Origin of the sequence: Candidatus Zymogenus saltonus, assembly GCA_016929395.1 — a bacterium.
Classification (GTDB): domain Bacteria; phylum Desulfobacterota; class Zymogenia; order Zymogenales; family Zymogenaceae; genus Zymogenus; species Zymogenus saltonus.
The window spans coordinates 17,559-40,049 of sequence record JAFGIX010000009.1; the positions used below are offsets into that span (position 1 = coordinate 17,559).

The window sequence follows — 22,491 nt, forward strand, 5'->3', positions numbered from 1 at the left end:
TAAAATTACCCGATCCCCCTATCAAAACATACTTGCCCACCCCCCCCTGCCGTTAGAATAGGGCGGCGGCGCAAATCCTGGCGAGCTCCATGAAGTGTCCGGGCATCACTCCGAGGTAGAGGGTGATTATTGCGGCGAGGACAACCACGAAGGCCGCAGCGGGATTCTTTATCTTTTGGGCCTTGTCCTTCCCCTTTTCAAACATGGCCATCATGACCTTGAGATAGTAGTAGACGCTCACGCCGCTTGCTATAACGGCTACAATAACAAGGCCGACATACCCCCCCTTGACGGCGGCTATGAAAAGAAATAGCTTCCCCATGAATCCGCCGGTGGGCGGTATTCCCGCGAGGGAAAAGAGGAATATCCCCATGCATACCGCCATGAGCGGGTGGGCGTAGCCGAACCCTGCCAGGTCGTCCATCGTCTCGCACTCTTTGCCGTCCTTCGAGAAGTAAACCAAGAGGGAGAATATCCCGAGATTTACCACTATATAGATAAAGAGATAGAAGAGGATTGATGAAATCCCGTACTCGCTACCCGCGACTAAGGCCACCAGGATATATCCTACGTGGGCGATGGACGAGTATGCCAGAAGTCTCTTCAGGTTTTTCTGGGCCAACGCAGCCGTGTTTCCGAGGGACATTGTGGCAACGGCAACAAAGCCTATCGCCAATACCCACGAATCCCCCGTGTTTGCGAGGTCTACTACGGCAAATCTCAAAAATGCGGAGAACGCCGCCGCCTTGACCCCGACGGACATATATGCCGTTATGGGGAGGTTCGCCCCCTCGTAGACGTCCGGGGTCCACATGTGGAACGGGACGGCGGAGATTTTAAAGAGGAAGCCTGAGATAATGAAGGCCGATCCCAAGAGGAAGACGGGGCTGATATTTGAACCGAGAGCTTCCGCCATCGCTGTAAGGTTCGTCGTGCCGAGGCTCCCGTAGACCAGTGCGGCGCCGTAGACGAAGATACCGGACGAGATAGCCCCCAATATGAAGTACTTGAAGGACGCCTCCCTGGCCCTCAGGTTCTCCTTCCTGAACCCGACGAGGACATATATCGGGATAGACATAAGCTCTAGGGCTATGAAGATGGAGAGGAGGTCGGCGGAAGACCCCATCAGCATCATCCCGACCGTGGAGAAGAGTATCAGGAGGTAAAACTCCCCCTCTTTGATTCCGAATCTGTTTATGTATCCGAAGGATATGATAATGGAAAACGCCGCGGCGATTATGACAAGGGCGTTGAAGTAGAGGCTGAAGGCGTCCTTTACGATCATCCCCCCCAGTGTGACTATCTCGTCCTGGCCGATATAAAGGTTTATCAGAAAGGCCCCCGTCAGCGCAACGAGGCTTACAATTCCACCGACCTTCGGTCCGCCCTTTGTATTCGGCCCGCCCACGAGGGGGCCGAAAAAAAGCATCAGAAATGCAACGATTATAAGGATTATCTCCGGTGCCAGGGCCAGAAGCTGAATATCGGGCATAACAATCTCCATTACTGTAAGCCTCCTGAGTCGGGGATTTCCGATTCGTTATTGTCGGACGTCGTTTCTTCTGTTAAAATGGGGGGCGACTCGAAATCGCTCGTCACAACCGCTTCGGAATAAGCGGAGAAATCTTTCGTATATCTTTCAACGCCTGGGCCTATCTTGTTCAAAAAATATCCTGGGAAAAGGCCTATCCAGACCATCAGGACTATCAGGGGGATCAGTGCCAGAAGCTCCCTTGCCGAGAGGTCTTTGATGCTGGAGTTAGTCTTCTTGGTCACCTTCCCGAAGAAGACCCTCTCGTACATCCACAGCATGCATATCGCGCCGAGTAGCGCCCCCGACGCCACGAGTATGCCGAAGACGAGGCTGCTCTTAAAAGCGCCAAAAATAATCAGAAGCTCCGCCACAAATCCGTTCAACCCCGGAAGGCCCACAGCCGCCAGGATCGTCACCATGAACAGGGTGGAGAGCTTCGGGACAACGCTTCCGATACCGCCGAAATCCGCGATCTCGGTCGTGTCTCTCCTGTCGGCCATGATTCCGACTATGATAAAGAGGGCCGACACTATGATGGCGTGGTTCGCCATCTGGAGGACTGCCCCCTCAACCCCGTTGGTGTTCATCGAAAATAGGCCGATGAGGATCATCCCCACGTGGGAGAAGCTAAAGAAGGCGACCATCCTCTTGAGCTCCTTCTGGACCGTTGCTATCATCGCACCGTAGATAACGGCGACCGCCGCCAGCGCCATGACGAGGGGGGCGTAGGCCTCCCCGAGGTCGTGAAAGAGGGGAATGGCGAACCTGATAAATCCGTATATACCCACCTTAGACATGAGGCCCGCAATAAGGACGCTCCCGGAGGAAGGCGACTGGACGTAGGCGTCCGGCATCCACGAGTGGAGGGGCCACAGTGGCGACTTTATCCCGAAGGCGATCACAAAGGCGAAGAAGAGGAAGACCTTCACCCCCGGGGCGAATGAAACCGCCGAGAGGGCGATGATGTCCCCCGTGAAGACGCCCGCCGTCGCATAGTGCTTGAAAAAAATCACGAGGATCGCCACCAGCATCAGTAGGCTTCCGATTATGGTGTATATCACGAACCTCGTCGTAGCGTAGATACGGCGCTCGCCGCCAAACAGCCCAATGATGAAGTACATCGGGATTAACATCGCCTCGTAGAAGATGTAGAAAAGAAAGATATCGAGGGCGGCGTATGCGCCAACTAGGGCGGACTCCAGACCCAACAGGAGCGCCATGTAAAGCTTGGCGCTCTCCCCTTTCAAACCTATTCTCTCCCAACCGGCGATCAGGGCAATCGGAAAGAGGAGCGCAGTCATCAATATCATTAATACGTTCAGGGCGTCGACGCCGAGAAAATAGTCTATCCCCAGCGACTCTATCCACGACACCCTCTCCACGAACATAATATCTTTTCCGCCAAAGAGGATGAAAAGATATATTGAGAGGGCCAGGTTTATCAGCATGAAGAGCATCGCACTCCATTTGAGGAGTCTCACGCCCTTCTTCGGCAGGATGGAGACAAACAGTGCGCCCAAAAGGGGTAAAAATATGATTACTGAAAGAATGGGCAAGTCCACTCTATACCCTCCCGAAGACAACTATAATCAATATTAATAAAAGGCCTCCCAGCAAGACCCTGCCGTATACCCTGACGTCCCCTGCCTGGGAGACGTTGAATGCCCGTCCCAATCCCGCCGTCATTGCCGTCACAAGCCTTACGATGCCGTCAATTATCCAGAGGTCTACAACGCCGGAGAATATCCTCCCGAGGGCGAAGAACGGCCTTATAAACACCCGGTCGTAGAGCTCGTCTATTCTGTACTTGTCGTAGACGAGCTGGTATATAGCCTTATAGTTCTTGGCGAAATTCTTTGGTATATCGGTCTTCTTGACGTACATGACGTAGGCCAGAAATATTCCTGTCGCCGCGGCGACAAGGGACAGCGCAAGGAGGACGATCTCCCAGAGGTGGGCGTCGTGCTCGGAAAAACGCGACCCGAGGTGTGGCAGCACCGGTTCCAGGAACCTCTCGAAGGTGTTGTGACCGCCGAGGAGCTCCGGCACCCCGATGAAACCCCCGACTGCGGAGAGTATCCCCAGAAGGATCAGCACAGAGCTCATCGAGACAGGCGACTCGTGGATATGCTTTTTCACATCCTCGCTCGCCCTCGACTCACCGGTAAAGGCCATGAAAAAGAGCCTGAACATGTAAAAGGCCGTTACCACCGCCGCGACTAATCCCAGCGCCCAAAAGAGTACTCCTATCCCCCCCAGGTGGGTGCTGAAGGCCTTCCAGAGTATCTCATCCTTGCTGAAGAACCCGGCGAGTGGCGGTATCCCCGATATCGCCAGTGTGGCTATCAGAAACGTCCAGAAGGTCACCGGCATCTTTTCCCTGAGGCCGCCCATCTTTCTGATGTCCTGCTCGCCAGACATGGCGTGGATTACGCTTCCGGCCCCCAGAAAGAGAAGGGCCTTGAAAAAGGCGTGTGTCATCAGATGGAATATCCCTGAGGCGAATGCGCCTACGCCCACCGCCGTGAACATGTAGCCCAATTGGCTTATGGTCGAATATGCGAGGACCTTCTTTATGTCGTTTTGCGCTATACCTATTGTGGCCGCGTAAAGGGCGGTCAGCGAGCCTATCAGGGCCACGATTATCATGGTCGTGGGGGCCAGGACGTATAGGAAGTTCAGCCTCGCTATCATGTAGACGCCGGCGGTCACCATCGTGGCGGCGTGGATCAAGGCGCTGACCGGCGTCGGGCCTGCCATTGCGTCAGGGAGCCACACGTAGAGGGGAATCTGGGCGGACTTTCCGGTGGCGCCCACGAATAGGAACAGCGTTATTGCCGTCGCCATCCCAGTCGTGATCACTCCCGGGTTGCTCTCTAAAATCTCCTTCATCCCCGGAACGTTAAGCGTCCCTATGGTTAAAACGATTAGGGCCATCCCGATGAAGAAGCCGAAGTCCCCGATCCTGTTGACTATAAAGGCCTTCTTTCCCGCCTTGGCTTTCTCCATGTCGTCAAACCAGAAGCCTATCAGGAGGTACGAGCACAAGCCCACGCCCTCCCAGCCCAGAAACAGAAGCACCAGATCCTCCGCCAGTACAAGGACGAGCATGGAGAAGAGAAAGAGGTTGAGAAAAGAGAAATACCTCGCGAAGCTCTTGTCGTCGTGCATGTAGCCGACGGAATAGAGGTGGATCGCCGATCCGACTCCGCTTACCACAAGAGCCATCACAGCCGAGAGGGGATCCAGCAAAAAGGCGAGGGAGACCTGAAAATCGCCCGAGAAAATCCAGGTATAGAGTGTGCAGGTGACTTCGGCCCCCTCTCCCAGCTTCAGAAGCTTAAGAAAGGCCCAGACGGAGAGGACAAAAGAGGCAACGGGCAGAGAAACCCCGACAAGGGAGACAAGCCAGTCCGGTAGCCTCCTGCCTCCAAGTCCGTTTATAAGAAATCCTGCAAGAGGTAGGAGCGGTATAATCCAGATAACGTTATCCACTCTTTATGTCCTTCATGAAGGTTAAATCGAGAACATCAGATGTATCGCCCAATCTGAATATCGTTACTATTATGGCAAGGCCCACGGCCACCTCACACGCCGCCACGGTCATGATGAATATCGGGAAGATGTGGCCGCCCATGTCGCCCAGATTCCTGGCGAAGGCAACGAAAGTCAGGTTTGCGGAGTTCAGCATCAGTTCCACGCTCATGAGCATTACAAGGAGGTTTCTCCTTGTCAGGACGCCGAAGGCACCGATGGCGAAGACTATCGCCGCAAGGATTAGATAGTGAGTCGTAGTAATCATCAATCTCCACCCCCTTGAGGTTTGTGAGTCAATCCCCTGACCAGAACCACGGCCGCAACCAGAGATGCTATTACGAGAAGGGATATCGCCTCGAAGGCGAAGACATAGTCTGTTATCATGAGCCTTCCCACCTCTCGTATCGTTCCGAATTCCGCCGGAAGCTCGCCGGAGAATCCGGGATATATCGTAAAAAATACTATCGCTAATATAAGGAAGAGAAGTCCGCTTACCCCCAGGGAAATGAGCTTTCCGGTGAAGATATGCTTATATTCCGCCTCGTCCTTTTTCAGGTTCAGCAGCATGATCGAAAAGAGGATGAGGACCACAATCCCGCCCGCGTAAACGAGGACCTGGATAACCGCCACAAAATGGGCAGAAAGGAGCACAAAGAGAAACGCCATGAAAAAAAGCGTCCCCAGAAGAAACAACGCCGATCTCATCGGACTTTTGTGCAGTACCACCATGAGGGAAAAGACGACGATCAGGACTGCTGTCGGGTAAAAGATAATCGCTTCGATCATTCCTTCTTCCTCCTGGTGATTGGTGTCTTTGAGAGGAGCTCCTTGTCGTATCTCAGATTCGTCCTGTAGTATTCCGCCAGCTTGTAGTTCGTGGTCAGCTCTATCGCCGCCTTGGGGCAGGCCTCCTCGCAAAGTCCGCAGAATATGCATCTCGCTATGTCGATCTCATAGGAGACTGGATATTTTTCCACGTTTGGGTCGTCAGACTCCCCCGCCACGATCGTTATGCAGTTGGCCGGGCACACCGTGGCGCACAGCATACACGCCACGCAGAGGACGTTTCCGTTTTCATCCGTATTGAGCCTGTGGAGCGCCCTGAAATTCTCGTGGATAGGCATCTCCTCGTCTGGATACTCTATTGTGGCCTTTTTCATAAAGACGTGTCTCAGGGTGGTGTAAAGGCCCCTTATAGCCTCCGGAAGATACAGCCTCTCCCAAAGGGTCATATTTCTGGAACGGCTTATATTTATAATATTTCTTTTCATCACTATCCGGCAAAAATCGAGATATTCTTAAAAAAGCTTTCTACCTTATCCCAGAACAGCAGCACAAAGAGGGCCGTTACAAGGAGGTTTGCGAGCCCTAACGGGAACAAGACCTTCCAGCCGAGACGCATGATCTGATCGAACCTGAACCTGGGAAATGTCCACCTTACCCATACGAAAAACCAGAGGAAGAAAAAGACCTTTCCAAAGAAGACCGCAAAGCCTATCAGTGCGCATATATACTGGTTCTTGATGAACTGGGTGATATCGATAAAGGGAAGCTGCCACCCCCCAAGAAAGAGGGTGACGATAAGCGCCGAGAGAACCACCATCGCCGCGTACTCGCCCATGAAATACATGGCGAACTTCATGGAGCTGTACTCGGTGTGGTATCCCGCGACTATCTCCGAGTCCGCCTCCGGCATGTCGAAGGGGACCCTGTTCGACTCGATCATCGCCGAGATGAGAAAGAGGATAAATCCTATCGGCTGCCAGACGATCCCCCAGAGGAATTGACCCTGCTGGACCACTATCTCGTTTATCGACACGGTCTGAAACATCATGAAGAGCCCGATGAGGGAAAGTCCCATCGTCACCTCGTAGCTTATCATCTGGGCGGAGCTTCTCAGTGCGCCGAGGATCGAGTACTTGTTGTTGGACGCCCACCCCCCCAGGAGTATGGCGTACGTGGCGAAGGAAGAGAACGCCAGCACGAATACCACACCCGCATTTATATCGGCAAGCTGGAGGGGAATCGTCAACGGCTCCCTGCCGATCAGCTCGATCGTGATATCGGGTCCGAAGGGGATTACGGAAAACGTCGCTATTACGCCGAAGACTATCAGCATCGGGGCGAAGTTGAAGAGGAACTTGTCGGCGTTTCTGGGCTGAACGTCCTCCTTGAAGATGAGCTTTACGGCGTCCGCCAGCGGCTGTATCAGCCCGAAGAGCGTTATTCCGAAGATATTTGTCCTGTTCGGCCCGAGCCTGTCCTGGATGAAGCCCGCGCCCCTCCTCTCGAGCCACGTCAAAATCGGAACCATCCCGAGGGTAAGGGTCAGGATGACCACGATTTTTGCCAGCGCCGCCGCGGTCAGTATTAAGATGTCTATTATGTCAAAGGAGGCCATATCTTTATGTGTCCTTTATGTATCCTTTACCTATTCCATCCTTCTGATTTTACTGCTATATTATTGTCTTTCCCGTTTATGTCTTTCCCGCATTTCTTTTCCCCGCTTATCCTTTCCCATCCATCCAGCCTTTCCCATCTATCCAGCTTTATATCTCTTCCCCCCACTCTTTTACCCCAATCTCCCCATCTATTAAAAATACCCCCTCTTCCCTACCCCCCCCTTAAATATTCCCTCCCCCCCCCCGACTCCAGCCCCGAACCACAGATCAACCGACCCTTTTCTCCACCTCTTTATAGAAACTGTCGTAATCCGCAGAGGTCTTGTCTATGGCCGCCGCAAGGTCTGCGAAGACCTTTGTGAGGGGGATGACGCCCATCTGCGGCTTCACCGCCGCCTCTATCCTCTGGAGAATTCCCTTCGAGTTTATGAAAGTCCCCGACTTCCGGCTCCAGTGGGGCGCCGGAATTACTATTTCGGCGCTCTTCTTTATCTCCGTGGTCAGCCGGTCCGTAATCACGGCTGTAAATTTCACCTTTTTCAGATCCAGCGCGTCCGGCAGGCCCGCCTCGAATATCTCGCACCCGAGAAAGAGAATGCCGGTTATATCCTTCGAGTTTATCCCGTCCTCGATCTTTTTCACCTTATCGCTTATGCCGAGCTTCTTTGCGCCCGCCGTGTTGGGCGAAAAGTCCTCGCTGATGAGGAAGTTTCCGGCCGCCTTCTCTTTAGTTATGTCTTCGACTCTTGTTACAAAGGTAATCCTCTCCTCCCCTATGTTTCCGTCCGCGGCAAGCAGCGCCGATGCCATATCCTCCACGGAAGCCCCGGTGCCTATGACGAGGGCGAAGCCGCCCTTTTCTCCCCTCTCCCTAATCTCAGATGCCAGCTCCTCGAGCGCCCTCTCCCAGGAAAGTTCGAAGAACTGGTCACCGCTCTTCATCATCGGAAACGTGACCGGCTCCACGTCGTCCATGTCGTGATACGTCATCCTTCCGATGTCGCACATCCATATGTCGTTTACGTCCTGGTTTTCCCTTGGGGAGATGCGGTATATGACGTTGTCTTCCACCTCGATGAAGGTGTTGCATCCCGTGGCGCACCTCTGGCATACGGAGGGCTTGGGGTCCAGGAACCAGACCCTCTTTTTGAAGCGGAAGTCCTTGCTGGTAAGGGCGCCCACGGGACAGACATCGACCATGCATCCCTGCATTGCGTTTTTGAGCTCCCCCCCCTGATATATTCCGACCTGCTGATCGTTTCCCCTGAAGAAAATGCCGTACTCCTCGATTCCGAGGATGTCCCGCGCGAATCTGACGCAGCGGGTACATGCGATGCAGAGGTTCATGTTTCTGATCAGCCCGCCGCCTATATCGTGTTTAGGGAAGTCCCTCTTGTCTTCCCCATATCTGCTGTGCTCCCGGCCGTACCTCCTGGAATATCTCTGGAGGTCGCAGTCCCCCGCTTGATCGCAGACCGGACAGTTGAGGGGGTGGTTTATCAGGAGGAACTCGATCACCCCGCGCCTCGCCTTTTCCACTCTCTCCGACCTTGTGTGGACTTCCATCCCATCCTTGACTATGGTGGAGCACGCCGTCTCGAGCTTTCGCATCCCCTCTATCTCGACGAGACAGATACGGCATGTCCCCCTTATCTTGAGATTAGGATGGTAGCAAAGGTGGGGAATATCGATGCCGTTTTGGAGGGCGGCGTTCAGGATGGTCGTGCCCTCTTCGACGGTCAGCTTTTTATCATCTATTGTCAGGTTTACCATACTCTTTTACTCGTCCCTGAACTCAATGTATATGGAATTTTAATTAGTTTAATTGCTTACTATTAACCAAGCCCCTTGATCAAAAATTCCTCCCCCCTTCTTCCCCGCCAGCTACTAGGCTAAAAGGGGCAGCGGGCCTCCTCTATATGCCTGTCGAATTCCTCCCTGAACTTCTCCACGATGGCAATGATGGGCATGGCCGCGGCGTCGCCCAGGGGGCAGAGGGTCTTTCCCAATATGTTGTCCTGGATATCGAGAAGCAGCTCCGGATCCCCCTTCCTTCCATTTCCCTCCTCTATCCTCTTGAGTATCTTGTAAGTCCAGGTGGTGCCCTCCCGGCAGGGGGTACACTGGCCGCACGACTCGTGGGCGTAGAACTTGGCAAGCCTTGCTGCTATCTTTACCATGCACCATCTCTCGTCTATCACTATGACCGCTCCCGACCCCAGCATGAAGCCGCCCGGCTTTGAGCTTTCGTAGGCAAGTTCGAGGTCTTCGATCTCTTCGGGCAGGAGGATAGGCGTGGACGATCCGCCGGGGATGACGCCTTTAAGCTTTCTCCCGCCCGATATTCCCCCGCATACCTCGTAGATCAGCTTCTTCATTGGAAATCCGAGGGGAAGCTCGTAGACTCCCGGCTTGTTGACGTTACCGCTGACGCAGAAGAGCTTTGTCCCGGCGCTCTCCTTTGTGCCCACGGCGGTGTACGCATCGGCGCCCTTATTTACGATGTATGGGACGGCGCTCAGAGTCTCCACGTTGTTTATGACCGTTGGGCCTTCGTACAGTCCCACGGCGGCGGGAAACGGCGGCTTGAGCCTCGGGTTTCCCCTGTGCCCCTCGATCGACTCCATTAGGGCCGTCTCGTCCCCGCAGACGTACGAGCCTGCTCCCCTGTGAAGTATCAGCTCGAGGCTGAACCCTCTTCCGAGGATGTTCTTGCCGAGGTACCCGGCCTTGTACGCCTCGTCTATCGCTCCCTCGAGGATATCGGCCTCGTTGTGATATTCCCCCCTGATGTAGATAAACGCCGTAGCCACCCCTATGGCATAGGACGAGATTATTATCCCCTCGATAAGCTGGTGAGGGTCCTTGATGATCAGGAGTCGATCCTTGAAGGTTCCCGGCTCGCCCTCGTCCGCGTTGCAGGCGAGGTATTTCGGTTTGGGGGAGTTTTTATCTACGAATCCCCACTTGACGCCCGCGGGAAATCCCGCACCGCCCCTTCCCCGGAGCCTCGAGCTTTTTACCTCTTCGACAAGCTCCTCCGGGTCGACCTTGCCGAGAACTTTTTTCAACGCCTCATACCCGCCGTTTTTCTCGTAAACGGTAAGCGTGTGGGAGTCTTCCAACTCCACCCTGCTGAGAAGGACTGACTCGGTCATTTCACTTTATCCGAAATTTGATTTATCCCTTTTATCTTCAACCTGTTGACAGCTTTTCTATTATGCCGTCTTTGTCTTTATATATCGCCATTTCTTCCCCCCCCCCACATTTTTCCTTCCCCGTTACCCACCCCAACATTTCTGATATTATGCACGGCCAATCTCGACCGAACCCCCGACCCCCACTCACTTTTTCTTCTTCAGGCTGTCTATGATCTCGTCAACCGCCTCTATCGTCAGGTTCTCGTAGAAATCCTCGTTTACCTGCATGACCGGTGCGTTGCCGCAGTTTCCGAGGCACTCCACCTCGAGGATCGAGAAGAGCCCGTCTCCTGTGGTCTCGCCGCTTTTTATGCCGAATTTCTTCTTGAGGTGCCCGAAGATCTCCTCCCCGCCGTTTATCATGCAGGAAACGTTGGTGCAGACCTGGATGACGTACTTTCCCATCGGCTTTTTGTAGTACATGGTGTAGAAGGTGGCGACGCCGTAGACCCTCACCCTCGGGAGATCGAGGGCGTCCGCAACCTCGTCCATGATCTCCTTGGCGAGCCACCCCTTCTCCCGCTGGGCGACGTAGAGGGCCGGCAGGAGGGCGGACTCCGAAGTGGGATACCTCCTGGATATCTCTTTTATCTTATTTATCGATGTATCTGATAACTTTCCCACCTTTTACTCCTATCCAGCACGTCCTGTCTATCCGGCTCGTCCTATCTGTCCAGCTCGCCCGCAACCACGTTTAGGCTTCCCAGGGTGACGACCGCATCGGCCAGCAATTTGCCGGTTATCATCGACGGGAAGGCCTGGTAATATGCAAAACAGGGGCTCCTTACATGAAGTCTGTACGGATTTTTGTCGCCGTCGCTTACGATGTAAAAGCCGAGCTCGCCGTTTGCTCCCTCCACTGCGTGGTAGATCTCCCCCTCGGGCATCTCTTCCATCCCCTCTATGAAGAACATGAAGTGATGGATGAGACCCTCCATGGAGTCGTATACCTCCTCTTTCGGGGGGAGGATTATCTTCGGGTCGTCGATATTGACGGGGCCTTCCGGGAGCTTATCGAGTATCTGAAGGATGATTCTCATCGACTGTCTCATCTCCTCGATTCTTACGAAAGTCCTGTCGTAGTAATCTCCCCTGTTCCCCACAGGGATGTCGAATTCGAGATCGTTGTATACGGCGTACGGTTCGTCTTTTCTTATGTCCCTTGCCACGCCGCAGGCCCTAAGGTTCGGGCCGGAGAATCCCCAGTCGATCGCGTCATCGGCGCTTATCTCGCCGACTCCCACCGATCGGTCGAGGAATATCCTGTTTTTCTTGATGAGCTTTTCCGTATCGGTGATGGCTACGGGAAGCCCCTTGAGTATATCCCTAGCGGCTTCTTCGAAGCCCTCCGGCAGATCCCTGACGAGTCCGCCAATTCGCGTATAGCTGGTGGTCATCCTGCCCCCGCTCGCCATCTCGCAGAGCTTGTAAAGCTCCTCCCTGACCCTGAACAGATACCAGTATACTGTAAGGGCGCCTGTGTCCACCATATTCGGGCCGAGGCACGTTATGTGATCCATGATCCTCGAGACCTCGGAGAGCATAACCCGGATATACTGGGCGCGCTCCGGGACCTTGATGTCCAAGAGCTTCTCTACTGCCTCGGCGTAACCCTGATTGTTTATGAACGTGGAGACGTAGTTCAGCCTGTCCGTAAAGGGGATGAATTGATGATACGTGAGACCCTCCGCTAGCTTTTCAAAGCCCCTGTGGAGATAGCCTATCTCGACGTCGGCCTCGGCGATTATCTCCCCGTCCAGCTTTGCGTAGATGGGGAGCGTGCCGTGAACGGCCGGATGGGACGGCCCGATATTTATGGGGATCAGGTCATCCTTCGGATCATCTCTAAATTTCATTATGGTCTTTTCAGTCATATTATTACAATATTAACCAATTATCCTATAACCAATTATCCAATTAATCAAATATTCAATCAATTATCCGGCTTTATCACCGGGACGGGGCAGTAATCGTCCTTTGGCGCCACGTCGAAGTCCTTGCGAAGGGGATGTCCGGGGAAATTATCCGGGTTCATTATTCTGCGAAGATCGGGATGGCCGGTAAACTTGATCCCGAACATATCGTATGTCTCCCGCTCGAACCAGTTGGCGCCCTTAAACACGGACGTCGCCGTGGGGAGCTCTGGGTTTTCGGCGGGGACCTCGGCCTTAAACCTCACCCGAACGTTGTTTTTCATCGAGAGGAGGTGGTACACAACCTCGAAGACGCCCCTGTCCTTTACGAAATCGACCGCAGTCACGTCGGAGAGGAAGTTGAAGGACAGATTTTTGTCGTCCTTCATGAACTTCAAGATTTCATCCACTGCCGCGGCATCGACCTTTATCGTAAGCTCCCCCCTGAACTGGGAGTCTCCCAGTATCTCCTTGACGAATTTGCCTTTAAGCTTTTTTAGTATGTCTTCGTATTTCATGGTTGAACCGGATGGATCGAAATCCAATAGTTTTTAGTTTACATCCCCCTGATTACTGCATTCCCCCATTAATTGTCCTTCTCCCCCAAACAAAAAATCACCCCACCCCGCCCCCAATCTTTTCCATCCCTCTATCCTTTCCCCCCTACAGCCCTTTTTCGATCTTCTCCTGGAGCTTCATGAAGCCGTAGAGAAGGGCCTCCGGCCTGGGCGGACATCCCGGTATATAGACGTCCACGGGGATGATCTTGTCTATTCCCTGGAGCACGCTGTAGCTTTTAAAAAGCCCGCCGGATACGGTGCACGCTCCCATGGCTATCACCCAGTTAGGCTTGGCCATCTGCTCGTAAATTCTCCTCAATATTGCGGCCTGCTTGTTTGTTATCGTTCCTGCAACTATCATCATATCCGCCTGGCGAGGCGAGAACCTGACGAGCTCAGCGCCGAACCTCGACATATCGAAGTGGGAGGCAACGGAGGCCATGAACTCCACGGCGCAGCAGGCAGTCCCGAAAGGCAGCGGCCAGAGGGCGCTTTTTTGCGCCCATCGCATAACTTTATCAACGGGACCGAGATAGACCTGCATTTCGGGCGGTTTCTTTTTTGCTGACTTCATTTCTGCTTTTTTATTCCCCTGGCGAAGTCAATTAGACCCTGCCTTATTAAATATATAAATCCCGCAAAAAGTATTGCGACAAAAACGACCATCTCTATGAAACCCCACAGACCGATATCCCTGAAGATCACGGCCGTCGGATAGAGAAAGATCATTTCCACATCGAAAAGCAAGAACGCAATGGCAACGGCGAAGTACATCACGTTGTACCTTCTCCAACCCGGACCTACGGGATCCTTTCCGCACTCGTAGGTATCGAGCTTGCTGCCGGTGCGGTCTTTTTTCCCTACGAATGACGACAGGGCGAGAAAGACGAGCCCCATAAAGATAAGGACAAAAAAGAAGAGGAGGATTGATATATAGCCTATTTGATCATCCATGTTTACAGCCTTAATTTATATATCTAAAGATGAAAAGTTTAAATAAGTATTTTACTTCAAATTTTCTGAAAAATCAAATTTGAGCGAATATCAACCAACCAACCAACCAACAACTTTCACTTCACTCAGGAAACAACTCTGAAATAACAGCTCCAAAAACAAGTTCAGTAACAACTTCAGACAGCTCCAATCTTGGGGAACTCAATTACCACATAGCAAAATTGTTGTCAAGGATAATTTGGAAATAAAAAACAGTTTTTCAAAATCCCTTGTATTGAGACATAAACTTCAGTATATTGTCTTTCATCTCCGAGAAAAATTTTTCTTTCAACTCATCCTTTGACGGAAAAAATTCACTCGTTTTATAGGTCTCTGTTGTTTCAGTTATATCCTTGAAGGTCTTATTGTCTGTAAAAGCGGCCGTATATTTCATCATGGCCTCACCTTCAGCAAGGCCGAAGGTGGTTCTGTCCTTCAGACGCGCGTTTCGATCCGGGAGTATCAAAGCGTCGATATTTATCTTTAATGTCATATCGGCCCTTTCCGGTTTTATCGTTACCAGAAAACCGAGATCGTTAATCCTCTTTGTAAGATCATCTATGATATCCCTTTTATCGAATACGGTGATAAGATACTCGGGACTGTATTCAAATTCTATATAGACTATCTTGTATTTGACAGGGCTTGACTTTGGCGGTGCATATACCTTCGGCGTGGACCTGCAGCCGAAAAATATAAGCGTAAAAATGACTAAAATCACCGTGATTGCATTCTTTTTCATTTGGAATCCCCTTTTTGACTCGAAAACGTCTTTATAATGCAGGCTTTAAAACAAAATGGACTTATCTCAAGATTTTCTCTAATGTATTAAAGCCTCGTTTTTTCAATTCGCATTATTAATTGACAGTAAAAAAATTTTTTGTAAAGCCTCGGTTTGTATTCAGCAGTTTTTATCTATCCTGCCTTACATAAGATTATTCAGGAATCGGCCTTGTATAAAGGACTATATATCCGAAAACCGTGTCTCCCCCCGGCAGCTTATCGATGCAGAAGTCGATATTTTCGATCGGCCTTCCGGAATAGTCTATCTGCCAAGGTCCCGTCTTGATACAGTACCCGATGACTTCGCCGTCATCCCCCGTTTTTAGATCCACCCCGATCACCTCCCAATTATCGTCCCAGTGCCCCCCCAAAAGCGATACGTCTTTAAGATTTTTCTCGCCGAGCCTCATCATCCAGTCGGTATTAGCAACCCAGATCTCGAATATACCCGGAACCGCAAGCTTTGAGACCGTTGTCAAGTCCTTCTTTTCAAGGGCTGTTTTCAACCTGTCGAGGCCGGTCTTCGGATCGGAAAAGGTGACGGCCTCCGGGAATCTTTTCATGTAGACCAAATAAGGCTTTACCACCTCTGATATCGGAATCGACTCATGCTCAAACATTGCGCCAGGGTAGTTTTTGAGAAGATACCTATAAGCCTCTTTCGCCTCATCGAATCTCTTTAAAAAAACAAGGCACTCACCCTTTACTACAATCGTGGAGAGAATTATCTCCTTAAGCCTGCTGCTTTTCTGAATCTCCTCCATCCCGAAACCAAGCTTCACGTCATTTAATATCTCGTCCGCAAGCTGAACCGCTCCCTTCAGGTCGCCCGCCTCCTTCATCTCATATATATTGTTAATCCTTTCAAAAAATGACTCGATATTAACGTACGACTCCTTCGCTTCGGGATCGTCCATATCGAGTGAAGCTCCGAATATCCAGCCCGAAAGCCCCTTGTACTGCACAAAGTACCAGCGATCCTTAACGCCCGATACCTCTTCGGGGTTTTCGAGGCGGTTCTTGACGAGAACCACCTCTCCTTTCTTTATTACCACTATGGTGTCGGTCTTCAAACTCGGCCTCGATTTGAGTTTTGCCCCATGCTCCTTTATCCGGGCGTATTCTATTCCCGCAAGTGCGCTTGATGTCAGGGGAAACGCCGCCAGCTGGAGCGAAACAAAAACCAAGATGAGAATTTTTAAAATCGAGCCTCCGTTTGTCTTTTTTCTTTCTATCATTTTTCTTTAGCTCTGTTTTCTTCGACAAGCTTGAATATTTTCTTTTCCGGGTAGATTGCGAACATGATTATGCCGATTACGCACACCGCCGCGGCAACCGGCCCGGAGAGCTTGACACCGAGGGGATTTGCAATATCCTTCCCATAGGCGGAAAGGAGATACACCAAAATTGCGCTCGATATACCGAGGTTGATCTTCTGTACGAGCCCCTGGGCGCCGAAGTACATCCCCTCCCTCTTGGTGCCGGTCTTGATGGCGTCGTACTCGGCGAGGTCGGAGATCATGGCGTTGGGGACTACAAAAAGGGCGGAGGCCGGGACACCGATCAGCCCGAAGAGTATAAATGCCTGAACTATCGGCGAAAACGGGAGGACATCGGTACCGAGATAATAGATCAAAAACGAGGCGATCGCAAATACGACAAGGCCGAAAATCATAATCACCCTCTTTTCTATATAGCGGCTTGCGAAATTGATGATAGGGAAAAGCACCAGTGCAACGCCGAAAACCGCCCCGAAGACCACGCTCCCGAACTCCTCACCCTTTTGTAGGAGCACCGTAACGTAATATGTCGCGGCACTGGAAACCATATTGAAGGCAAACCACAGACAGATAGTCCCGAAAAGATACGGTATGAAGGGCGTATTCTTAAAGGTCATTTTCAATGAATCGATAATCCCCACCTCCGACGGGACCGAGTCACAGTAGCGCTTCTCGTTTATAGGTATTATCGTTATGTAGCATGATATCAGCCCTATGACCGCGAGGACTATTATCGTAGTCCTGAGTGCCGTGGCCTTGTCCATGCCGCCGCTCTCAAAGGCACCCCACATCATAAATCCGCCGATCATGACTATCACGACACCCAATAGGGAGAAAACAGCCTGCATCGTAACGATGTTCATACGCTCGCGGTCGGTGTGGGAGAGCTCGGGGATGAGGGCGAGCCACGGAACAACGTAAAAGGTGAAAAAGAAGAGCAGAAGACCGAGCATCCCCGCCACATAGATCGTGTTGGCGATTCCGGGTTCGTTTGACGGCGGGAAGAAGAGCAAAACGGCACAAGCCATCAGCGGAAGCCCACCGTAGAGGAGAAACACCCTTCGCCTTCCGAGCTTCGATTTGCTCCTGTCGGTCCATGTTGCGACTAACGGATCGGCGATAGAATCTATTATTCTCCCGAAGATAGTAATTAAGCCCAGCACGGTGAATATGCCCAAAAAGGTCTTATCACTGAGAAGTAAAGGCATCCCGGATTCTACAGGGGGCAAAAAGAAATATATCAAAAAAACCACCCAGATCCTGTCTACGATAGTGATTCCGACATAGCCGCTTGAGTACAGAAGCTGGCCCCATAAAGGAAATTTTTCCACTTTCTTTTTCATTGGGAAACCACCTATAGTAAGGTTTTGATAAACTGCATCCATAAATTAAACCAGCCCGAGGCCAATGTCAATAGGTAATTGTTGGTCTTAAAATTTTTACAATGCTTGACCCGCTCCGCTTTTTGTGATACTTTCCCAAAAAAGGAGGGGCAGCTTTCATGACAATAAGAGTCCACAATACACTGTCGGGGAAAAAGGAGGAGTTCACCCCCCTCGAAGGGAAAAAGGTAAGGATGTACGTATGCGGCATCACCGCCTACGACCTGTCGCACCTGGGACACGCGCGGGCGGCCGTTGTCTTCGACGTCATATACCGCTACTTCAAGACCAGGGGATACGAGGTTACCTACGTAAGAAACTTCACCGACATCGACGACAAGATCATCAAAAGAGCAAACGAGCTTGGAATCTCCACGGCAGAGCTCTCCGAAAAATATATCGATGAGTACCACGACGATATGGACGCCCTGGGCCTCCTTCGGCCCGACTTCGAACCTAAGGCCACGGAAAATATCGACAACATGATCTCCATGATAGAAAAACTCTTCGAGAACGGATACGCCTACAAGGCAGGGGACGACGTCCTCTACTCCGTGAAAAAGTTTAACGGCTATGGCAAGCTCTCCGGCAAGAACATAGACGACCTCAGGTCCGGGGCGCGCGTCTGCGTGGATGAAAAGAAGGAAGACCCTCTCGACTTCGTCCTCTGGAAGGGGAAGAAACCGGGGGAGCCGTTCTGGAGGAGCCCCTGGGGGGACGGCAGACCCGGCTGGCACATAGAGTGCTCCGCCATGAGCGGCGCAATCCTCGGCGAGACGATCGACATCCACGGGGGGGGCAGGGACCTCGTCTTCCCCCACCACGAAAACGAGATCGCCCAGTCGGAAGCGGCAAACAAAAAGCCCTTCGTCAACTACTGGATCCACAACGGCTTCGTCAACATCGACCAGGAGAAGATGAGCAAATCCCTCGGGAACTTCTTCACGATCAGAGACATCAGGGAAAAATATCACCCGGAGGTCGTCCGCCTATTCCTCCTGACCAACCACTACAGAAGCCCCATCGACTTCACCGAGAAAAACCTGAGGGACGCCGAGGAGGCTGTAAGGCGCCTATACGACACGTTGGGGAGGCTGATTGAGTCGGCTAAGGGCGATGGAAAGGCGGATTCCGATGATGGCAACCGGAAGGAACTTCTCAATGCGGCCGCAGATTTCACCGCAGGCTTTACCGAGGCGATGGACGACGACTTCAACACTGCGATGGCCCTGGGGAAGCTCTTCGACTTCGTCCACGCCGTCAATAGGTTCCTCGACCGCCCTGGCGACCTCTCGGCGGAGGATATCGAGGCACTAAAAGAGGCTCAGAGAAGGATCGAGGAGGCCACATCAGTCTTCGGGATACTTCAGAAAGACCCAAATGTCTACTTTGAAGAGATCAAAAGTTTAAAGCTCTCGGAGACGGAGATTGATCCTTTGGAGATCGAGAGATTGATTGCGGAACGAACCGAAGCCCGGGCCAACAAGGATTTTGCTGCCGCCGACAGGATCAGGGACGACCTGGCCGAAATGGGCGTCATCCTCGAGGACTCCCCATCCGGCACCATGTGGAAGCTAAAGTAGCGGGATTATTAGGCTTTTAAGATGTATATTTTATTATTCCCACAAACGAGGTAATATAATATGACCGAAACGCCAATCATTCGCGAGCAAAAGGGGCCGGTATCGTGGCTCATCCTCAACAGGCCCGAGCTTTATAACGCCCTGACGACCGAGCTGGGAAAAGAGGCCCAAAAACTCCTCGACGCGTCGCTTGAGGACGACGACACGAGGGTCATCGTGATTACGGGCAAGGGAAAGGCGTTCGCCGCCGGGGCCGACGTCACAGAGATCATGGGTGACAGTGACCCGGTCAAGAGGATAGGCATCATGGCGACGGTCGCCCACAAGGTGATCGCCACCGTAAGGCAGGCCAACAAGCCTATAATAGCCGCCATAAACCACCAGGCGGCCGGCTACGGGATGGCGCTGGCGCTGGCGTGCGACATCCGCGTCGCCACCGAAAAGGTGAGGCTCAGGTACGCCTACTCCACCATCGGCCTTACCGGCGACGGCGGTGTAAACTGGTCGCTGCCTAAGATGATCGGGATATCGCGGGCGCTGGAGGTGGCGCTCCTATGCGAAGACCTCCACGCCGAGGAGCTTCACCGGCTGGGCGTGATCAACAAGTTTTTCCCCGAGGAGACCTTCATCGAGGAGACCCAGGCCCTGGCGGAGAGGATTGCCGTGATGAACCCGAAGGTGGTCGCCGCCATAAAGCGGATGATGTACGCCTCCTCCGGCACAGACCTCCTGACCCACCTCGAGACGGAGCACTCCTACCTGACCGAGGCGGCCTCCCGCCCCGAGTTCATGGAGCTCGTGAAAGCGATAATCGCTGGGTTTGAGGCTAAGAAGAAGGCAAAGGGGAAGTAGGCCCTCACATAAAAATTATGTCATTGCGAGGAGCGAGCCTTTCTCCTGAAAGGCGAGCGACGCGGCAATCGGGTGAATCTACTGACCAATTTCCTTGACAAGACGCGATTGCCGCGCCCGCCTTCGGCGGGCTCGCAATGACAACATTTGCCGCCTAAAAACAAATCCCCTCCCCCTCCATTAAAAATTCCTTTCTTTTCTATTACAATTCCTGTTATTTTGTGTTACTATTGTTGTAAATAGCTCTAAGTTTAATTAAGAATACATTTTTGATTTTATGAACTAATGGAAATTTTGATTGGATTATTTATAACTTTAGCTGGGGCATTGATAATTTTTGCTTGCAACAAATTTATCTATGAACCTATAAAAAAGTGGAGAAAACATTTTAAAATAATCTGGAGAAGTGTAGATTCTCTTTCACATATAGATGTTTTGGATTTAAGAGGATTGAAAAAATATGGTTTTAATAACTTCTATGAAGATAGAGAATATGATAAAGAAATTTTAGATAAAATTAGTAAAGGTGAGAATATTTTACTTGTAGGAAATCCTCTCGCAGGTAAAACAAGATCTATTTATGAATCGCTAAAGAAATTAGATAAATCATATTACATTCTTATACCACGTCCTATTGATATGGAAACTGGAGATTACAAAATTCCTATTTTCTTTCGTTTCTGGAAAACGAGAAAAGCTAAGAAAATCCTTTTTATTGATGACTTAAATAAATTCATTTTAAAACAACGAAATTACCTGACACAGCTTTTTGAAAACATTGATGAAAACATTGTTATTGTTTCTACTTGCCGAACGGGATCCGAGTTAGATCAATTTTTTAAAAGCGGTCACGCTTATATATTTAAAAATGTTATAAAGGCCTCTAAAATCTCCAAAGAAAATGGTAAAGCAATTGCCGAAAATGCAGGTGTTAAATTCCCTAAGCGTTTTGACGGCAACATAGGCTCTATCTTCCTTCCTCTTACGACTATGATTGAACGTTATAATAATTCCACACTGGAGGAGAGGGGTATCCTCCGTACCATCAAGAGGCTCTATGGAATAGGTATCTACGAAGAGAACGAGAGGTTCTCCATTAATAGGATAAGGAAAATCTGCAAGGAAAGCGAGGGGATTAAGAAAGAAAACTATGAATGGATCAACCTATTAAATGGGTTAAAAGACAATGGATTTTTTGAGTTAAATAAAGATTTAATTGAAATCGAAGAAGCTTATCTTATTAATGTCATTGTTGACAAGGTTTCCCTAGAAGACTTCCACGAAATGCTCAAAATATTCCATGGCGATCCAGAAGCTTTATATAGTCTTGGAAACAGAGCTTTCTCTATTGGTGAAGTTTTTTCTGAAAAGGCTGATTTAATGAAAGTCTCAATAGAAGCGCATAATGGTGCTCTGAAATTCTGGACAAAAAAAAGCAATCCGGTTAAATACGGCGGGGCAAAAAACAGCCTTGGTTCTGCATACATGAGGCTTTCGGAAGTTGAAAATACAAAAGAAAAAATAAAAGAAAACATTATAATGGCCATCAAAGCCTTTAATGAAGCCCTCAAAGCTATTACTATAAAAGAATACCCAGAGTATTATGCCATGACGAAGATGAACATAGGAGAAGCACATAGGATACTTTCAGACTTTGAAGAAAGGAAGGAAAATGCGAAGAAGGCGATTGAGTCTCATAAAGAGGCACTTAAAATATATAAACCTAATAGATTATCAAGAAATTACGCAAAGATTCATGGGAATCTGGGTATAGCATACTGGATACTGTCAGAAGAAGAGAATGAGGCCGAAAACGCAAAGTTTGCGATTGCCTCATTCGAAGAAGCACTAAAGGTTTTTAATATAGAACGTTTCCCGATAGACTACGCCAAAACCCAAATGAATCTTGGTGGTGCATACTTAAGACTTTCAGAGGTAGAGGAAAAGGCGAAAAATGCAAAACTAGCGATTAAATCCTATAAAGAAGCCCTTAAGATTCGAGCAATAGACAATTTCCCAATTCAATACGCACAGACACAGACAGGTCTAGGAGCTTCATACGGAACACTCTCCGAGGTTGAAAACAAAAAGGGAAACGCTAAGAAGGCAATCTCAGCATGCGATGAGGCGCTTAGAGTCTATACTAATGACCGTTATCCTATGAAGTATGCAGATATACAAATTAATCTTATCCCAGTATATGGAATTCTTGCTGAGGTAGAAAATCCAGCTGAAAATATCAAAATAATGATTAATAAAGCAAATGAGGCATTAAGATTTTACACAAAAGATGAATTTCCCATCCAATTCCAACAGATAGTGCAAAATGTCAGCATCGCAGTAGCAAGGCTGAAAAAGCTTATAAATGAAGGAAAGATAAAAATAAATCCATCCCTAAGCAATTTAAATCCACAAAAACCGAAAAAATAAACCAAAAACATTTTTTGCTCCCACCACACAACCCACCAAATC

21 protein-coding genes are annotated in these 22,491 nt (G+C 50.5%); 3 read left to right on the plus strand and 18 right to left on the minus strand.

Annotation, left to right across the window (positions count from 1 at the left end):
• Positions 1–52: 52 nt before the first annotated feature.
• The 18 genes from JW984_01785 to JW984_01870 form a co-directional block, all read right to left on the minus strand.
• Positions 53–1,504, minus strand: coding sequence for an NADH-quinone oxidoreductase subunit N (locus JW984_01785; protein ID MBN1571907.1), 1,452 nt, complete (start codon positions 1,502–1,504; stop codon positions 53–55).
• Complete coding sequence (locus JW984_01790) at positions 1,504–3,096, minus strand: NADH-quinone oxidoreductase subunit M (protein ID MBN1571908.1); 1,593 nt, start codon at positions 3,094–3,096, stop codon at positions 1,504–1,506. The genes JW984_01785 and JW984_01790 overlap by 1 nt, the downstream gene beginning before the upstream one ends.
• A gap of 1 nt (position 3,097) precedes the next feature.
• Complete coding sequence (nuoL, locus tag JW984_01795; protein ID MBN1571909.1) at positions 3,098–5,029, minus strand: NADH-quinone oxidoreductase subunit L; 1,932 nt, start codon at positions 5,027–5,029, stop codon at positions 3,098–3,100.
• A complete protein-coding gene (nuoK, locus tag JW984_01800) occupies positions 5,022–5,336 on the minus strand; it encodes an NADH-quinone oxidoreductase subunit NuoK (GenBank protein ID MBN1571910.1) in 315 nt (104 codons plus the stop codon). The genes nuoL and nuoK overlap by 8 nt, the downstream gene beginning before the upstream one ends.
• Complete coding sequence (locus JW984_01805; protein ID MBN1571911.1) at positions 5,336–5,857, minus strand: NADH-quinone oxidoreductase subunit J; 522 nt, start codon at positions 5,855–5,857, stop codon at positions 5,336–5,338. The genes nuoK and JW984_01805 overlap by 1 nt, the downstream gene beginning before the upstream one ends.
• Positions 5,854–6,342, minus strand: coding sequence for an NADH-quinone oxidoreductase subunit I (locus tag JW984_01810; GenBank protein MBN1571912.1), 489 nt, complete (start codon positions 6,340–6,342; stop codon positions 5,854–5,856). The genes JW984_01805 and JW984_01810 overlap by 4 nt, the downstream gene beginning before the upstream one ends.
• Before the next feature lie 2 nt (positions 6,343–6,344).
• Entirely contained in the window at positions 6,345–7,472 is a 1,128-nt protein-coding gene (gene nuoH / locus JW984_01815) for an NADH-quinone oxidoreductase subunit NuoH (GenBank protein ID MBN1571913.1), read from the minus strand.
• 26 nt (positions 7,473–7,498) lie between these two features.
• Complete coding sequence (locus tag JW984_01820) at positions 7,499–7,639, minus strand: hypothetical protein (GenBank protein MBN1571914.1); 141 nt, start codon at positions 7,637–7,639, stop codon at positions 7,499–7,501.
• Between the two features lie 101 nt (positions 7,640–7,740).
• Positions 7,741–9,246, minus strand: a complete 1,506-nt coding sequence (locus JW984_01825; GenBank protein MBN1571915.1) for a (2Fe-2S)-binding protein — start codon at positions 9,244–9,246, stop codon at positions 7,741–7,743.
• 119 nt (positions 9,247–9,365) lie between these two features.
• Entirely contained in the window at positions 9,366–10,631 is a 1,266-nt protein-coding gene (nuoF, locus tag JW984_01830) for an NADH-quinone oxidoreductase subunit NuoF (GenBank protein ID MBN1571916.1), read from the minus strand.
• 186 nt (positions 10,632–10,817) lie between these two features.
• Positions 10,818–11,297 carry an NADH-quinone oxidoreductase subunit NuoE gene (gene nuoE, locus JW984_01835; protein MBN1571917.1) on the minus strand — a complete coding sequence of 160 codons (480 nt, stop codon included), beginning with the start codon at positions 11,295–11,297 and terminating at the stop codon, positions 10,818–10,820.
• A gap of 41 nt (positions 11,298–11,338) precedes the next feature.
• A complete protein-coding gene (locus JW984_01840; protein MBN1571918.1) occupies positions 11,339–12,547 on the minus strand; it encodes an NADH-quinone oxidoreductase subunit D in 1,209 nt (402 codons plus the stop codon).
• Between the two features lie 59 nt (positions 12,548–12,606).
• On the minus strand, positions 12,607–13,104 hold the full coding sequence (locus JW984_01845) for an NADH-quinone oxidoreductase subunit C (protein ID MBN1571919.1): 498 nt from the start codon (positions 13,102–13,104) through the stop codon (positions 12,607–12,609).
• A gap of 145 nt (positions 13,105–13,249) precedes the next feature.
• Entirely contained in the window at positions 13,250–13,720 is a 471-nt protein-coding gene (gene nuoB / locus JW984_01850; protein ID MBN1571920.1) for an NADH-quinone oxidoreductase subunit NuoB, read from the minus strand.
• Complete coding sequence (gene ndhC / locus JW984_01855; protein ID MBN1571921.1) at positions 13,717–14,100, minus strand: NADH-quinone oxidoreductase subunit A; 384 nt, start codon at positions 14,098–14,100, stop codon at positions 13,717–13,719. Before ndhC ends, nuoB begins: the two co-directional genes overlap by 4 nt.
• A gap of 259 nt (positions 14,101–14,359) precedes the next feature.
• The gene (locus JW984_01860) at positions 14,360–14,881 is read right to left on the minus strand and encodes a hypothetical protein (protein ID MBN1571922.1); all 522 of its coding nucleotides are present in this window, start codon (positions 14,879–14,881) and stop codon (positions 14,360–14,362) included.
• Between the two features lie 193 nt (positions 14,882–15,074).
• Entirely contained in the window at positions 15,075–16,160 is a 1,086-nt protein-coding gene (locus JW984_01865) for a hypothetical protein (protein ID MBN1571923.1), read from the minus strand.
• Positions 16,157–17,545, minus strand: a complete 1,389-nt coding sequence (locus JW984_01870; GenBank protein ID MBN1571924.1) for an MFS transporter — start codon at positions 17,543–17,545, stop codon at positions 16,157–16,159. Before JW984_01870 ends, JW984_01865 begins: the two co-directional genes overlap by 4 nt.
• 158 nt (positions 17,546–17,703) lie before the next feature.
• Here JW984_01870 and JW984_01875 point away from each other — a divergent pair, with 158 nt between their 5' ends.
• From JW984_01875 to JW984_01885, 3 genes are all read left to right on the plus strand, one after another.
• Positions 17,704–19,167 carry a cysteine--tRNA ligase gene (locus JW984_01875; GenBank protein MBN1571925.1) on the plus strand — a complete coding sequence of 488 codons (1,464 nt, stop codon included), beginning with the start codon at positions 17,704–17,706 and terminating at the stop codon, positions 19,165–19,167.
• Positions 19,168–19,227: 60 nt separating this feature from the next.
• The gene (locus tag JW984_01880) at positions 19,228–20,019 is read left to right on the plus strand and encodes an enoyl-CoA hydratase/isomerase family protein (protein MBN1571926.1); all 792 of its coding nucleotides are present in this window, start codon (positions 19,228–19,230) and stop codon (positions 20,017–20,019) included.
• Between the two features lie 285 nt (positions 20,020–20,304).
• Complete coding sequence (locus JW984_01885) at positions 20,305–22,449, plus strand: hypothetical protein (GenBank protein ID MBN1571927.1); 2,145 nt, start codon at positions 20,305–20,307, stop codon at positions 22,447–22,449.
• Positions 22,450–22,491 lie beyond the last annotated feature (42 nt).